The organism is Phytomonospora sp. NPDC050363 (assembly GCF_040655735.1).
GTDB lineage: Bacteria > Actinomycetota > Actinomycetes > Mycobacteriales > Micromonosporaceae > Phytomonospora.
Genome location: NZ_JBFAKK010000008.1, coordinates 284,045 through 298,294, shown reverse-complemented (window position 1 = coordinate 298,294; position 14,250 = coordinate 284,045). Strand labels below are relative to the sequence as shown.

Genomic DNA, 14,250 nt, shown 5'->3' with positions numbered 1-14,250 from the left:
CGGCCGCACGCTGGGCGGTATCGGCCAGGTGGATGAACCGGAGATGTACGGGCCCGGGTGCATCACCCCGCGAGGCGGTCGATGCAACTCTCGCCCTGGGAGAGGCCGGTCGCCTCGGTGGTGATCGTGGTGAGGTCGGGGTTGAGTGCGGCGGCCTGCCTCATGACGGTGGGGTCGGCCGAGGCGGTGGACAGGTTCTGCACGGCGCCCGACAGCTGGTCGAGCGAGGGACGGCCCAGCTCGACGGCCGCCTCGCGGGCGTCGGCGTACCCCTGTTCCACGGAGTAGACGGCCACGCGCAGGGCGGCGGTGTCCTTGACGATGATGGCGCTGCGGGTGCGGGCGGCGCCGTCGAGCATGGTCACAAGCCCGAGGCACAGGCGCGTCTCGGGCTTGTCGAGGTTGGCGGGGGTGCTGACGGCGGGGGGCTCGGCGGGATTGCGCTTCTCCTCCCAGCCCCAGAAGATCGCCGACATGAAGATCGCTCCGACGACGACGCCGCTCAACGCGACCAGCCACGAGAACGCGCGCATGGGGACCTCCGTGGTCGGGTGTCACTGACTCTACGATCATCGACCATTATCTGATCATTGCTCCGTAAAATCCCGATTCGCCGAAATCTCTCCCGTCCCTGGAGCGATACTGAGCCGCACGGCCCCCACGGGCCGTGCCGCGGTACACCCAGCCACGGGAGGCGAGTCATGGGCCCGCAGTTCGATCCGATCGCGTCCTGGCACGAACCCGCGGTCGTGCGCGTCGGGGACGCCTCCGACGCGCTGACAGGCGTACCCGTCGCGTCCGCCGGGGCCGTCCCCGAGCGTCTGGGCGTCGACCGCGACGCCTTGGCCGCGCTGGGTTTCGACGGTGAGCGCGGACAGCATCTTCCCCTTCGGGACCGCGACGGCAAGCCCGTCATCGCCTACGGCATCGGGGACCCCGAATCGCTCGACGCCGCCGCGATCCGCCAGGCGGCGGGCGACTTCGCGAAGGTCGCCGAGGCGCGCGGGCTCGCGTTCGGATTTCCCGAGGGCGCCGACACCGACGCGGCGGTCACCGCCGCCGTCGAGGGCGTCCTGCTGGCCCGCTACCGTCCGGGCCTGCTCCAGACCACGCCGTCGGGCACGCCGCTCGACGAGCTCACGATCCTGACCGGCCACGCCCGGGCGGCCGCCGCCCAGCGCGGCGCGATCCTCGCACGCGCCACGGCCCTGTCGCGCGACCTGGCGAACTCCCCGCCGTCGATGCTCACCGCCGAGCGCCTCGCGGAGGTCGCCGAGGGGCTGGCCGCCGAGTGCGGCTGGTCGGTGGAGACCTTCGACAAGGCCGCGCTGGCCGAACTCGGCTGCGGTGGCCTGCTCGGCGTCAACGCCGGCAGCGTCGACGAACCGCGCATGATCAAGATCCGCTACGAGGGCCCGGCCGACGCGCCCAAGCTGGCGCTGGTCGGCAAGGGCATCATGTACGACTCCGGCGGCATCGCCCTCAAGCCCGCCGACGCCGTCCACGCGACGATGAAGAACGACATGTCGGGCGCGGGTTCGATCCTGGCGGCGATGGCCGTGCTGAAGTCCCTCGACTGCCCGACCACGGTCACGGCCTACCTGATGTGCACCGACAACATGCCCTCGGGTTCGGCGACCAAGCTCGGCGACGTGCTCGTCATGCGCGGCGGCAAGACCGTCGAGGTCATCAACACCGACGCCGAGGGCCGCCTGGTGATGGCCGACGCGCTCGTCCTGGCCGGCGAGGAGGCCGTCGACGCGATCGTCGACATGGCAACGCTCACCGGCGCGTGCCTGCGGGCGCTCGGCGCGCAGATCGCCGGCGTCTTCGGCAACCACCAGGGCCTCGTCGACCAGGTCCTGGCCTGCGCCGAGTCCTCGGGCGAGCCGGCGTGGCAGCTGCCGCTGGCCCGCCGCTACCGCCACGAGCTCGACTCCGACGTCGCCGACATCAAGAACATGGGCGGCCCGAACGCCGCGGCGATCCACGCGGCCCTGTTCCTCGACGAGTTCACCGGCGGGCGCCCGTGGGCGCACGTCGACATCGCCGGCACCGCGCAGACCGACACCGCCGGCTCTTGGCGGACGCCCGGCTGCACCGGTTTCGGCGCGCGGATGCTGGCCGAGCTGGCCTGCGGGTTCCGGCAGCCGAAGGACTAGAAGGGGTGTGGCGATGAGCGCCGAAGCGGTCGTGGCGAAGCGGACCTTGAGCCAGCGCATGCTCGACGGCGTCGAGAAGCTCGGCAACAAGGTCCCGCACCCGGTGATGATCTTCCTCGGGCTGATCCTGATCATCATCCTGCTCTCGGCGGTGCTGTCCGCGCTCGACGTGAGCGTCACCTACGAGGTCTCCGAGCCCGCGCCGGTCGTCGGCATGGAGACCTACCCCGGCGGCACCGAGGAGCCCTCGAAGGTCTTCCCGCCCGACAGCCTCTACGACCACCCGGTCGAGACGCACACCGAGACCACGCAGATCGAGAGCCTGCTGACCGCCGACGGCATCCGCTTCATCTTCACCTCGGCGGTGGACAACTTCACCAACTTCGGCGTCGTCGGCGTGATCCTGGTGGCCATGATCGGCGTCGGCCTCGCCGAGCGGGCCGGACTGATCGGCGCGCTGATCCGCAAGCTCGTCAAGGTCGCCCCGAAGTGGTCGCTGACCTTCATCATCGTGCTGCTGGGCATCGTCTCCTCGGTCGCCTCCGACGCCGGGTACCTGGTGCTGATCCCGCTGGGCGCGGTGGCGTTCATAGCCGTCGGGCGGCATCCGCTGGCGGGCATCGCGGCGGCCTTCGCGGCCGTCGGCGCGACCTTCGGCGTCAACCTGATCATCACGCCGGTCGACGGGATCATCACCGAGGTCACCAACGAATCGGCGGCCCTGGTCGACCCGACGCGCGAGATCAGCCTGACCGCGAACCTGTTCTTCGGGATCGGCTCGACGCTCTTCCTGGCGCTGGTGATCACCTTCGTCACCGAGCGCATCATCGAACCGCGCCTCGGCAAGTACACCGGCGGGCACGTCGAGGAGGAGGACCCGGCGACCGCCGACGAGGACGCCGCCGCCGAGGGGCGCGGCCTGCGCTTCGCGCTGTGGGGTTTCCTGGCCGTCCTGGCCCTGATCGTCCTGCTCAGCGCCCCGCCCAACGGCATCCTGCGCAACCCCGAGACCGGCAGCCTGATCGAGAACTCGCCGCTGATGGACGGCCTGATCTTCATCATCATGCTGATCTTCCTGGTCGCCGGCCTCTGCTACGGCGCCGGCGCGAAGACCATGCGGGGCAGCGCCGCGGCCATGGACGCGATCACCAAGACCTTCGCCGGACTCGGCGGGCTGATCTTCATGCTGCTGGTCATCGCGCAGTTCATCGCGTACTTCAACTACACCAACATGGCCACCGTCGCCGCGGTGAAGATGGCCGACTGGCTGGAGAGCGCCAACGTCGGCGCGCTGTGGCTGCTGATCGGCTTCATCCTGGTCACCCTGATCCTCGACATCATCATCCCCGGCGTCATCCCGAAGTGGGCGATCTTCGCGCCCATCTTCGTGCCGCTCTTCCTGCGCCTGGGCGTGGCACCGCAGACGGTGCTGGCCGCCTACCGCGTCGGCGACTCGCCGGTCAACGTCATCACGCCGCTGATGGTGTACCTGCCGTTCATCGTGCTGCTCACGCAGAAGTACAAGAAGGAGGCCGGCGTCGGGACGGTCGTGTCGCTGATGATCCCGTACACGCTGATCGTCGCGGCCGCCTGGACGCTGTTCTTCGTCGCCTGGTACCTGCTGGGCATCCCGCTGGGGCCGGGCGCCCCGGTCGAGCTGCCGTGAGCCCCCGATGGGCGACGCGAACACCTGCCTGCTGATCCTCGCGGTCACGATCGCGCTGTTCGTGTGGAACAGGCTTCCCGTCGAGATCGTCGCCCTCGGCTCGGCCCTCGCGCTCTACCTGACCGGCGTGCTGCCCTTCGCCGACCTGTTCAGCGGCTTCGGCGACCCCGTCATCCCCTTCGTCGCGGCACTGTTCGTCGTCAGCGAAGGACTCGGCGCGGCCGGGGTGACCGCCTGGATCGGCGGCCTGCTCGCCGCGCGCTCCGGCGGCGGGAAGGTCCGCCTCGTCGTCGTGATGATGGTCCTCGCCGCCGCCCTCACCGCCCTGATCAGCGTCAACGGGACCACGGCCGCGCTGCTGCCGGTCGTCGTCCTGCTCGCCGTGCGCCTGGGCATGGCCCCCTCCCGGCTGGCGATCCCGCTCGCCTTCGCCGGGCACGCCGGGTCGCTGCTGGTGCTGACCGCCTCGCCCATCAACGTCCTCGTCTCCGAGGCCGCCGCCGAGGCCGGCGGCCGGCCCTTCGGCTTCTTCGAGTTCGCCTTGGCCGGAATCCCCCTGGTCGCCGGGACCATCGCGGTGTGCGTCCTGCTCGGCGACCGGCTCCTGCCCGCCCGCACCCCGCGCTCGCTGCCGCCGGACCTGTCGGGCCACTCCCGCACCCTCATCACCCACTACCGCCTCGACGCGCACACCACCGCCCTGACCGTCCCGCCCGGCTCACCCGCCGTCGGCGGCCCCGCCGAAAGCCTCCCCCCGCCGATCCTCGGCGCCGTCGGCCCCGACCGCACCGCACTGCGCCCCGGAACCCCCCTCAAAGCCGGCGACATCCTCATCGCCTCGGGCGACCCCGCCGCCCTCACCGAACTCGCCGAGGCCTACGGCCTGCGCCCCACCCCCGACGCCGGAGCCGACCGGCTCGCCGCGACCCTCCTCACCCGCGACCACGGCGTCGCCGAACTCGTCCTCGGCCCGCGCTCACCCTTGGCCGGCGACACCGTCTACCCCGGCATGGCCACCGACAGCGGCGAACTCGTCGTCCTCGCCGTCGCCCGCGGCGGCCAGACCCTCCCGCACACCGAGGCGGCCGTCCTCGAAAGCGGCGACGTGCTCCTCCTGCGCGGCTCCTGGAACGCCCTCGACCGCGCCGCCGGCGACGGCGACCTCCTCGTCGTCGACGCGCCCGCGTCCGTGCGGCGGCAGGCCGTCCCCCTCGGGCCGGGCAGCCGCACCGCCGTGACGATCCTCGCCGCGATGGTCGTCCTCCTCGCCACCGGCGTCGTCCCGCCCTCGGTCGCCGCGCTCCTGGCCGCCGGCGCCATGGTCGTCACCCGCGTCATCACCATGCGCCAGGCCTACGCCGGAATCTCCTGGACCACCCTGGTCATCGTCGCCGGAATGTTCCCCATGTCCCTGGCCATGCAGCGATCCGGAGCCGCCGACCGGCTCGCCGACATCGTCGTCGGCCCCTTCGGCGGCAACGCGATCCTGCTGCTCCTCGGCCTCTTCCTGCTCACCGCGCTCCTCGGGCAGGTCATCAGCAACATGGCCACCGCCCTGATCGTCATCCCCATCGCCGTCGCGGCCGCCGCCGACGTCGGCGTGCCCCTCCCACCGGTCCTGATGTGCGTCGCGATCGCCTCCGCCGCCGCGTTCCTCACCCCCATCGCCACCGCCGCCAACCTCATGGTCAAGGAACCCGGCGGCTACCGCTTCGGCGACTACTGGCCGCTCGGCGCGGTCTGTCTCGCCTGGTTCGGCGTCGTCGGCGTCGGCCTCGTCCCACTGATCTGGGGGATCACATGACCGCAGCCGAAGCCGTCGCCGAGATCCTCCGCCAGATCGCCGGCGAGGTCGAGTCCCATGAGGACGGACACGTCGCCGACTACATCCCCCAGCTCGCCCTCGCCGACCCGGCCGTTTTCGGACTCGCCATGGCGAGCATGGACGGCGAGGTCGGCGGCGCCGGCGATCCCCGCGCGCCCTTCACGATCCAGTCGATCTCCAAACCCTTCGTGTACGCGCTCGCCCTGGCCGACCACGGTCTGGACGCGGTCTCGCGCTGGGTCGGCGCCGAACCCAGCGGCGAGGCGTTCAACGCCATCAGCCTTGAGGCGGGCACCGGCCGCCCGGCCAACCCGATGATCAACGCGGGCGCGATCGTGGTCAGCGGCCTGGTCGAGGCGGACGAGATCCTGCCGTTCCTGTCGGCCTTCGCCGGGCGCGCGCTCGACGTCGACGAGGCGGCCTACGCGTCGGAGGCCGCCACCGGCGACCGCAACCGGGCCCTGGCCTACCTCATGCGCTCGGCCGGCGCACTCCCCGGCGAGCCGGGCCCGCTCCTCGACTCCTATTTCCGGCAGTGCTCGATCCGCGTGACGGCGACCGATCTGGCGGTCATGGCGGCGACGCTGGCCAACGGCGGCCGCAATCCGGTCACGGGCGCCGAGGTGGTCGCCGAACCGGTAGCGGTGCTGGTGCAGGCGGTGATGGCCTCGTGCGGGATGTACGACGCGGCCGGCGACTGGCTGCTGCGGGTCGGGCTGCCCGCCAAGAGCGGTGTGTCGGGCGGCGTGATCGCCACCAGCCCCGGGCGCTGCGGTGTCGCGGCCTTCTCACCGAGGCTCGACCCGACCGGCGCGTCGGTGCGGGGAGTCGCGGCGGTGCGGATGCTGTCGGACCGCTTCGGCCTGCACCTCATGCACAACCCGAGCGTCCGCGAGGAGCAGCGGCTGGGGATGCGTGGCACGATCCCCTCATGAGCATCACCGCTTTCGGCACGCCCGGCTGGCGCTGGCTGCACGAGCCGGCCGCGTGGTCGGCGCAGGACGCGACCGTCGAGGCCACCACCTCGCCCGGCACCGACTTCTGGCGCCGGACGCACTACGGCTTCGTCCGCGACAACGGCCACGTGCTCGCCCGCGAGGCCGCGGGCGACTTCACGCTCCGGGCGACCTTCGACGGCGACTACACCGACCAGTACGACCAGGCCGGCGCCATGGTGCGCGCCGACGCCGACAACTGGATCAAGACGGGCATCGAGCTCGTCGACGGTGTCCACCAGCTCAGCGCGGTGGTCACCCGCGAGGTCTCCGACTGGTCGGTCGTCGCGCTGCCGTCGGCGCCCGAATCGGTGACGGTCGACGTGCGGCGGGAAGGCGACACCGTCACCATCCGGTATGGACTCGACGGGGCCGCCCCGGAGAAGATGCTGCGCCTGGCCTACTTCCCGCCGGCCGTCCCGGTTCTCGCCGGTGTCATGTGCGCCTCCCCCGACGGGAAGGGCTTCACCGCGCGGTTTCGCGACGTGACGGTCACGTGAGCGCGTCGGCGACGGCCTTCGCGGCCTCCTCGACGGAGGTCGTGGAGGTGTCGACCACGACGTCGTAGGTCATTCCCTTGTGGACGGCGGTGGCCTGCATCGCGGCCATGCCGGGGGTGCGGTCGCCGCGACCGGCTTCGCGCTGTTCGGCGACCTCGGGTGCGCAGTGCACGCCGACCCACAGGACGGGCAGCCCGGCGAGGAGTTTCAGCCATTCGCGCTGCGACTCGCCGCCGCGCAGGAACACCTCGTCGACGATGACCCTGGCGCCTGCCCGGGCCATCGCGACGAGCCCGGCGTCCCAGGCGCGGTTGAGTGCGGTGAAGTCGGCTCCCGGGCTGACGCTTCCGTCCTCACCGAAGGCGAGTCCCGCCTCGCCGGTGAGCAGGCGGGGCGGGACTCCTTCGATGAGGTCGTCGACGCCGAAGGTGAGCCAGGGGTCGTGGAGCGTGTTCTGCAACGCGCGGGCCAGCGAGGACTTGCCGGAGCTGGAGCCGCCGTTGAGGATGATCATCCGATAGTTCACGCCTTCACGGTACGCAAGGGCGCCGGGGCGGCTCAGGGTGTCGGTTCGTCGATTCCCGCCCCGCGCAGTTCGGCGACGCGGCGCTCCTCGAAGGCGTTGCCGAGGTCTTCGAGTCGCGCGGGCGATACGGCGTCGGCGAGGACGGGCAGGATCTCCTGTCCTTCCTCGACGTGGTCGCGGACGGCTTCGACGAAGCCTTCGAAGGCGACGGCGAAGCGTTCGGTGCCCAGGAGCCGTTGTGCTTCGGCGAGTTTGACGGCGACCTCGTCGTGTTCGTGGGAGCCGTGGTAGACGGGTTCGCCGGGCATCAGGGCGGGGTAGACGTGGTCTTCCTCGGCTCGGCTGTGCGCGGCGAGGCGCGCCTCGATTTCGGCGAGCAGCACGGTTTCGTCGCCGTTGGCGCTGCGGACCTGTCGAACAAGATCTTCGAGCAGGCGGTGATCGGCGGTGATCGCGGTCACGGCGTCCATTGTCGAGCCTCCAGTGTCGGGGGTTGCCCCTGACTACCCACCCGTCTCGCCCTCAAAACCCGGGGGAGGCAAACGGACCCCCGCAAAGCCGGACAAAGAAGTCCGACCATGCGAAGGTCCCAGGCGGAACCGCCCACCCCGCCCAGCGGCAAGCGCGACGAAGTCGCGGACCGCGGCGAAGCCGCCGGAAACACGGCAGCACCCGCCTCGGTGTCCACCATCCGAGGCGGGTGCTGGTCTTTCACCCTTGGTGCGTGTGTCTGTTAGAAGGCGTCTTCGTCGAGGTCCATGGCGTCGTAGGTCGCGTTCTCGACGATCGCGCGGTCGGAGATCAGTCGGGGGAGGACTTCGGAGGCGAAGAAGCGCGCGGAGGCGACCTTGCCCTGGTAGAAGTTGTCTCCGCGGCCTTCGGCGATGGCGGCGAGGGCCACCTGTGCCTGGCGGGCGAGGAGCCAGCCGACGATGACGTCGCCCATGGCGAGGAGGAGTCGGCGGGAGTGGAGGCCGACCTTGTACAGGGCGCGGGGTTCTTCGCCCTGGGAGGCGCCGAGGTGGGCGCCGAGGGCTCCGAGCATGGCCTGCGCGTTCTCCAGGGCCTTGCCGAGTGCCTCGCGGACGGGCTTGAGTTCTTCCGGTCCGTCGGCGGCGGTGAAGGCCTGGATCTCGCCGGCGACCTTCATGAGCGCGAAGCCCTGGTCCTTGACGATCTTGCGGAAGAGGAAGTCGAGGCTCTGGATGGCGGTGGTGCCTTCGTAGAGCGTGTCGATCTTCGAGTCGCGGACGTACTGCTCCAGGGGGTAGTCCTGGAGGAAGCCGGAGCCGCCGAAGGTCTGGAGCGATTCGGAGCCGATGAGTTCGTAGGCGCGTTCGGATCCGACGCCCTTGACGAGGGGGAGCAGGAGGTCGTTGATGCGCTGGGCCTCGTCGGCGGCCTTCTCGTCGCCCGCGTCGACGGCCATGAGCTGCCGGTCCTGCCAGGTGGCGGTGTAGGTGACGAGGGCGCGGAGGCCTTCGGCGTACGCCTTCTGGAGGAGCAGGGAGCGGCGGACGTCCGGGTGGTGCGTGATGGTCACGCGGGGGGCGTCCTTCGAGGGGGTGAGCAGGTCGGCGCCCTGTACGCGCTGCTTGGCGTATTCGAGGGCGTTGAGGTAGCCCGTCGAGAGGGTCGCGATGGCCTTGGTGCCGACCATCATGCGGGCGTACTCGATGATGAGGAACATCTGGCGGATGCCCTCGTGCTTCTCGCCCATGAGCCAGCCCTTGGCGGGGGCGTTCTCGCCGAAGGTGAGTTCGGCGGTGGTCGAGACCTTGAGGCCCATCTTGTGCTCGATGTTGGTGGCGTAGACGCCGTTGCGCTCGCCGAGTTCGCCGGTCTCGGCGTCGAAGTGGTACTTGGGGACCACGAAGAGGCTGAGGCCCTTGGTGCCGGGTCCGCCGTGTCCTTCGACGCCGACGGGGCGGGCGAGGACGTAGTGGATGATGTTGTCGGAGAGGTCGTGCTCTCCGGACGTGATGAAGCGCTTGACGCCTTCGAGGTGCCAGGAGCCGTCGGGCTGGAGGTAGGCCTTGGTGCGGCCGGCGCCGACGTCGGAGCCCGCGTCGGGTTCGGTGAGGACCATGGTGGCGCCCCAGCGCTTCTCGGCGAAGATCTTCGCCCACTGCTTCTGCTCGTCGGTGCCCTCGTGGTGGAGGGTGTGGGCCATGCTCGGTCCGCTGGCGTAGATCCAGACGGCCGGGTTGGAGCCCAGGACGAGTTCGGCGAGCGACCAGATCACCGAACGGGGCGCCCAGGTGCCGCCCAGCTCGGGGGGCAGGCCGAGGCGCCAGTATTCGGCGTCCATGAAGGTCTCGTAGGACTTGCGGAAGGAGTCCGAGACGGCGACGGTGTTGTTCTTGGTGTCGAACACCGGGGGGTTGCGGTCGGCGTCGGCGAAGGACTCGGCGAGGTCCTCGCGGGCCATGCGGTCCATCTCGCGCAGGATGTCCCGGGCGGTCTCCGCGTCGACGTCGGCGTAAAGGTCTCGGCCCATCATTTCGGCGGCACCGAAAACCTCGAACAGGTTGAACTCGATGTCGCGAAGGTTGCTCTTGTAGTGGGACATCCTCGGCCTCCTACTCGTCAGTAGCCCCCAGTTTATTACTCACGGGTAACCAACGGCAAGTGGGTCGGCCAGATACGTCCGGTCAGGTAACGGCCACACGCCTGTCGGGTTACCGACGCATCGACGTTCGTCACCGTTCGTGTCCTTCTTCGTTGAAACAGTGAACCGGACATCAAGGTGGGAGGTGCCGAATGTTCAGCACTGACGCGACCTCGGGCACGGGTAGTGACGTACCCGTCGGACGGACCTTAATCGCACGGCTCGTGTCCCGAATGGGATACACCGGACGCCATCGGGCACGCCCGTCGCTGGCTCGTCAGTACTTCGAGCTCACCGACAGCCCGTACGTGTCCGTCGAGGAACTTCTCACCTCCGAGCGCTGAGGCACCTCAGCGCGCGGTAGCGCGGGGAGAGTCGGCCGGGGGAAGGGCCGACGGGGCGGGATCACCAGCGGGGGATGCGGGCCCGGACGACGTGGGGACGTCGGCCGGGCCCGCGATCGCGTTCCCGCCGTTGCCGTTGCCGCCGCGCTCGGCGACCGCCCAGCTCGGCGCGGCCTCCTCGACGCCCGGTCGCGGACCGGTGTACTCGACCAGGACGAGCGCGATGTCGTCGTCCAGCGGCCCGCCGACCCATTCGCGCAGCGCGCTCTCCAGCGAGGCCAGGCCGTCGCCGACGGAGCCGTGCCCGAGCAGGCCCCAGGCGCGCTCGGAGATGGGGAAGAACTCGCCGGCGCGGCGCGCCTCGGTCAGGCCGTCGGTGTAGAGCAGGAGGCGGTCGCCCGGTTCGAGGCGGTGCGAGCGCAGGGAGACCACGGGCATGAAGCCCAGCGGCGGCGCCGCCGAGGGCGGTTCGAGCAGCTGGACGCGGCCGTCGCGCAGGAGCATGGGCGGCGGGTGGCCGCAGTTGACGATGGTGAGGGAGCCGCCGCGTTCTTCGAGGAGGGCGGCGGTCACGAAGTCCTCGTCGCCGACGGAGCGCGCCACGGCGCGGTCGAGGTCGGCGACGATGGCGCGCAGGTCGGCGCGCTCGAAGGCCACGTGGCGGTAGGAGCCGAGGACGGTGCTGGCGAGGCGGACGGCGTCGAGACCGTTACCGCGCACGTCGCCGATGATCATCCGCGTGCCGTAGGGGGTGTCGACGACCTCGTAGAGGTCACCGCCGATGTCGGCGGCGACGCTGGCCGAGACGTAGCGCGCGGCGAGGTTGAGGTGCCCGATCTGCGGGCCGAGAGGTCTCAGGACGGCTTCCTGCGCGACCGAGGCCAGGCGCGTGAGCGTGTTCATCCGGTCCAGCTGGCGCTGGCGGGCGACCGCCGTGGCCATGGCGATGCCCGTCGCGACGACGATCGCGGCCAGGTCGGTCGCCTCGCCGAGGGCGACGCTGTTGGAGCCGTAGGAGGTGACGCCGAGGCCGAACATCGTGCACGCCAGGCCGAGCAGGCCCACCGAGCGCCAGCCGGCGAAGGCCGCCGCCACGAACGGCGGGGTGGCCAGGAGGCCCACGACGCGGGGGGCGGGGCCGTCGGCGAGTTCGACCGCCGCGACGAGTGCGAGCAGCACGACGGCCGCGCCGATGCCGGCGCGCGCGTCAGGGCGCGTCCAGGCGGCACGTGAGCGGGCGCTGCCGCGCAGGCGGCTTGCTCCAGCCATCACTGCTCTCGGTTACCGGTGCGTACTCGGGAGCACGCATATGTGGACAATCATGATCGTCGCTGTTCAGCATGACGCGCGTTTTAAGGAAAGGGGACCCCTTTCCGGCCGCCTCTTCGGACCTAACGGCGGAGTAGGAGTTGCCGGCTCGTCCGGCCGCACGTTCACCGTGTGGACTGGTCGCCTCGCCGACGTCGGGAATGAACTCCGCTTCCGCCGCGCCCCTCTGGCTGACGGGGTTGTGGGGAAGGTACCCGTCGCGGGGCGGGGTGCGGAAGAGGCTCGCGTCCCCCGGCGCGATCGTTCGCGGCGGGTACGGCGCTCGGCCGGGAGGCGCGGTCGGGGGACGGGGTCACCGGCGTGTTCCCCGAAGGCTTCGACTGGACGGCGACCGACGCCCCCGTGTGCGTCGACGGAGCCCGCGACGAGCGCGAGGAACCGCGTCCACCTCGACCTGGCGACGAGCTCCCGCGCGCACCAGGCGGAGTTGATCGCGCGCTTGAGGGATGCCGGCGCCACCCCCGCCGACGTCGGGCAGGGAGAAGACGTGTCCTGGACGGTGCTCGCCGACCCGGAGGGCGCCGAGCTCTGCGTGCTGGCGCCAGGGTGATGGCCTGATCGGTGATGTCGAGGGCGTGGGCCGCTGCGCCCGCCTCGGCCGGGATCGGGGGCCTACCCCTGGTTGATCCTCACCAGGTTTCCCGCCGGGTCCCGAAACGCGCAGTCCCGCAGCCCGTAGGGCTGGTCCGCCGGCTCCTGCACGACGTCGGCCCCGGCCGCCCGGACGCGTTCGAAGGTCGCGTCCACGTCGGGCGTCGTCAGCACGATGCAGCCGAGGCTGCCCTTCGCCATCAGTTCGACGATCGTCCGTCGCTCCTCGGCGGTGATGTCGGGGTCGGTCGCGGGCGGCTCCAGCACGATCGACGTGTCGGGCTGCCCGGCGGGCCCGACGGTGACCCAGCGGCCGGCTTCGTCGGAGACGTCCTCGCGGACCTCGAAGCCGAGGGCGTCGCGGTAGAACTCCAGCGCCTTGTCCGGGTCGTCGGTCGGCAGGTAGCTCTGGTGGATGGTGAAGTCCATGCCGTCACGATAAGTCGGCGCGGGCGGCGGGTGCTTCTTTATTCCTGATCGGCCGCATGACCTGCTTGGCCACGCAGAGGGGAATCCCCGCCGCCTCCTCGGCCGACAGCCGCCGGTACGAGCTCGGCGACATCCCGACCAGCTCCGAGAACCGCGTGCTGAAGGTCCCCAGCGAGGAGCACCCGACCTCGAAGCACACCTCCGTCACCGTCAGGTCTCCCCTGCGCAGCAGCGTCATGGCGCGCTCGATGCGCCGGGTCATCAGGTAGCTGTAGGGGGATTCGCCGAAGGCGGCGCGGAACTCGCGGCTGAGGTGGCCGGCCGACATGTGCACGCCACGCGCCAGCGCGGGGACGTCGAGGGGCTTGGCGTACTCGCGGTCGATGCGGTCGCGGACACGCCGCAGCGAGACGAGTTCGCGCAGGCGCGGATCGGTCACGGGATGAAGCCTGCCTGGTCAACGCCCCCGCTGTCCACTCGGCTCAGCGTTTCGCCGCCGCGGCGATGCGGGCCGACACCCCGTCGAGAATGGTCTCCAGGCCGAAGTCGAAGTCGGGGTCGCCGTCGTAGGGGTCGGGCGCCTCGAACATCTGCGACTGGAAGAGCCTCGCCGCGTCGGGGAAGCGTTCGGGCTCGACGAGTTCGATGAGGGCGCGGCCGTAGTCGCGCTCGACTTCGCGCTGGTCGCGGCCGCCGGAGCCGAACTCCTCGCTGATCAGCCCGGTCTGCCGTACCCAGCCGCCGACCAGCAGCAGGACGCCGGTCTTCTCCGGCCAGGTCAGCGCGGTCTCGCGCAGGATGTGCAGCATCGCATCCATCCACGCGATGGCGTTGGGGCCGCTCGGGGGTCCCGTCACCGGCAGCTGCGCGAGCCACGGGTGGGTGCGGTAGACCTCGCGGTTGGCCAGCGCCCAGCGGCGCAGGGCCGTGCGCCAGTCCTCGCCGGGCTCGGCCGTCGGCGGTGGCGTGAGGGCCATGTCGGCCAGGAGCGAGAACAGCTCGTCCTTCGACCCGACGTAGCGGTAGAGCGCCATCTTCGTGACGCCCAGCGCGTCGGCGACCTTGGGCAGGGTCACGCCGGGGAGGCCGTGGCGGTCGGCGAGGTCGAGGGCGGCGCCCAGGACGCGTTCGACGTCGAGTTCGGCCGGCCTGCCCAGCGGGGAAGACGGCTGCATGCGCCAGAGCCGCCGCAGCTCGGGCGGCACGTTCGGACCGGTCATGTGGTGCGGCTCCTCATTGTTCGACGCTGCCGTCGCATCCTAGCGCCGCCGC

14 protein-coding genes are annotated in these 14,250 nt (G+C 71.0%); 6 read left to right on the top strand and 8 right to left on the bottom strand.

From position 1 onward, the window contains the following. Nucleotides 1-62: 62 nt before the first annotated feature. Entirely contained in the window at nt 63-533 is a 471-nt protein-coding gene (locus AB0I28_RS23360) for a hypothetical protein (RefSeq protein WP_357496519.1), read from the bottom strand. Nucleotides 534-701: 168 nt separating this feature from the next. On the opposite strand from AB0I28_RS23360, the gene AB0I28_RS23355 reads away from it, so the two are divergent. From AB0I28_RS23355 to AB0I28_RS23335, 5 genes are read left to right on the top strand one after another with little or no spacing between them, the layout of a single operon-like run. Continuing rightward, entirely contained in the window at nt 702-2,162 is a 1,461-nt protein-coding gene (locus AB0I28_RS23355) for a leucyl aminopeptidase (protein ID WP_357496517.1), read from the top strand. Nucleotides 2,163-2,175: 13 nt separating this feature from the next. Continuing rightward, on the top strand, nt 2,176-3,828 hold the full coding sequence (locus tag AB0I28_RS23350; protein ID WP_357496515.1) for an AbgT family transporter: 1,653 nt from the start codon (nt 2,176-2,178) through the stop codon (nt 3,826-3,828). Between the two features lie 7 nt (nt 3,829-3,835). After that, complete coding sequence (locus AB0I28_RS23345) at nt 3,836-5,632, top strand: SLC13 family permease (RefSeq protein ID WP_357496513.1); 1,797 nt, start codon at nt 3,836-3,838, stop codon at nt 5,630-5,632. Continuing rightward, nucleotides 5,629-6,588, top strand: coding sequence for a glutaminase A (gene glsA / locus AB0I28_RS23340; RefSeq protein WP_357496511.1), 960 nt, complete (start codon nt 5,629-5,631; stop codon nt 6,586-6,588). Before AB0I28_RS23345 ends, glsA begins: the two co-directional genes overlap by 4 nt. After that, complete coding sequence (locus tag AB0I28_RS23335) at nt 6,585-7,148, top strand: DUF1349 domain-containing protein (RefSeq protein ID WP_357496509.1); 564 nt, start codon at nt 6,585-6,587, stop codon at nt 7,146-7,148. Before glsA ends, AB0I28_RS23335 begins: the two co-directional genes overlap by 4 nt. Here AB0I28_RS23335 and AB0I28_RS23330 read toward each other — a convergent pair. The 4 genes from AB0I28_RS23330 to AB0I28_RS23315 form a co-directional block, all read right to left on the bottom strand. Further along, nucleotides 7,141-7,674, bottom strand: a complete 534-nt coding sequence (locus AB0I28_RS23330) for an AAA family ATPase (RefSeq protein ID WP_357496507.1) — start codon at nt 7,672-7,674, stop codon at nt 7,141-7,143. The two genes, AB0I28_RS23335 and AB0I28_RS23330, sit on opposite strands and share 8 nt — an antisense overlap. 32 nt (nt 7,675-7,706) lie before the next feature. Continuing rightward, nucleotides 7,707-8,144: a hemerythrin domain-containing protein gene (locus AB0I28_RS23325; protein WP_357496505.1), complete on the bottom strand. Its 438-nt coding sequence runs from the start codon at nt 8,142-8,144 to the stop codon at nt 7,707-7,709. 263 nt (nt 8,145-8,407) lie between these two features. Then, nucleotides 8,408-10,246 carry an acyl-CoA dehydrogenase gene (locus tag AB0I28_RS23320; RefSeq protein ID WP_357496503.1) on the bottom strand — a complete coding sequence of 613 codons (1,839 nt, stop codon included), beginning with the start codon at nt 10,244-10,246 and terminating at the stop codon, nt 8,408-8,410. Between the two features lie 389 nt (nt 10,247-10,635). Then, on the bottom strand, nt 10,636-11,898 hold the full coding sequence (locus AB0I28_RS23315; protein WP_357496501.1) for a PP2C family protein-serine/threonine phosphatase: 1,263 nt from the start codon (nt 11,896-11,898) through the stop codon (nt 10,636-10,638). Between AB0I28_RS23315 and AB0I28_RS23310 the strand changes: the two genes are divergently transcribed. Beyond that, on the top strand, nt 11,822-12,508 hold the full coding sequence (locus AB0I28_RS23310; RefSeq protein ID WP_357496499.1) for a VOC family protein: 687 nt from the start codon (nt 11,822-11,824) through the stop codon (nt 12,506-12,508). The genes AB0I28_RS23315 and AB0I28_RS23310 overlap by 77 nt on opposite strands. Before the next feature lie 62 nt (nt 12,509-12,570). Here AB0I28_RS23310 and AB0I28_RS23305 read toward each other — a convergent pair whose 3' ends face one another. Genes AB0I28_RS23305 through AB0I28_RS23295 form a run of 3 tightly spaced genes read right to left on the bottom strand, consistent with a single transcriptional unit; the run spans nt 12,571 to nt 14,198 of the window. Next, on the bottom strand, nt 12,571-12,978 hold the full coding sequence (locus AB0I28_RS23305; protein WP_357496497.1) for a VOC family protein: 408 nt from the start codon (nt 12,976-12,978) through the stop codon (nt 12,571-12,573). A gap of 4 nt (nt 12,979-12,982) precedes the next feature. Continuing rightward, nucleotides 12,983-13,417 carry a helix-turn-helix transcriptional regulator gene (locus tag AB0I28_RS23300; protein ID WP_357496495.1) on the bottom strand — a complete coding sequence of 145 codons (435 nt, stop codon included), beginning with the start codon at nt 13,415-13,417 and terminating at the stop codon, nt 12,983-12,985. A gap of 43 nt (nt 13,418-13,460) precedes the next feature. Next, complete coding sequence (locus AB0I28_RS23295; protein ID WP_357496493.1) at nt 13,461-14,198, bottom strand: TetR/AcrR family transcriptional regulator; 738 nt, start codon at nt 14,196-14,198, stop codon at nt 13,461-13,463. Nucleotides 14,199-14,250 lie beyond the last annotated feature (52 nt).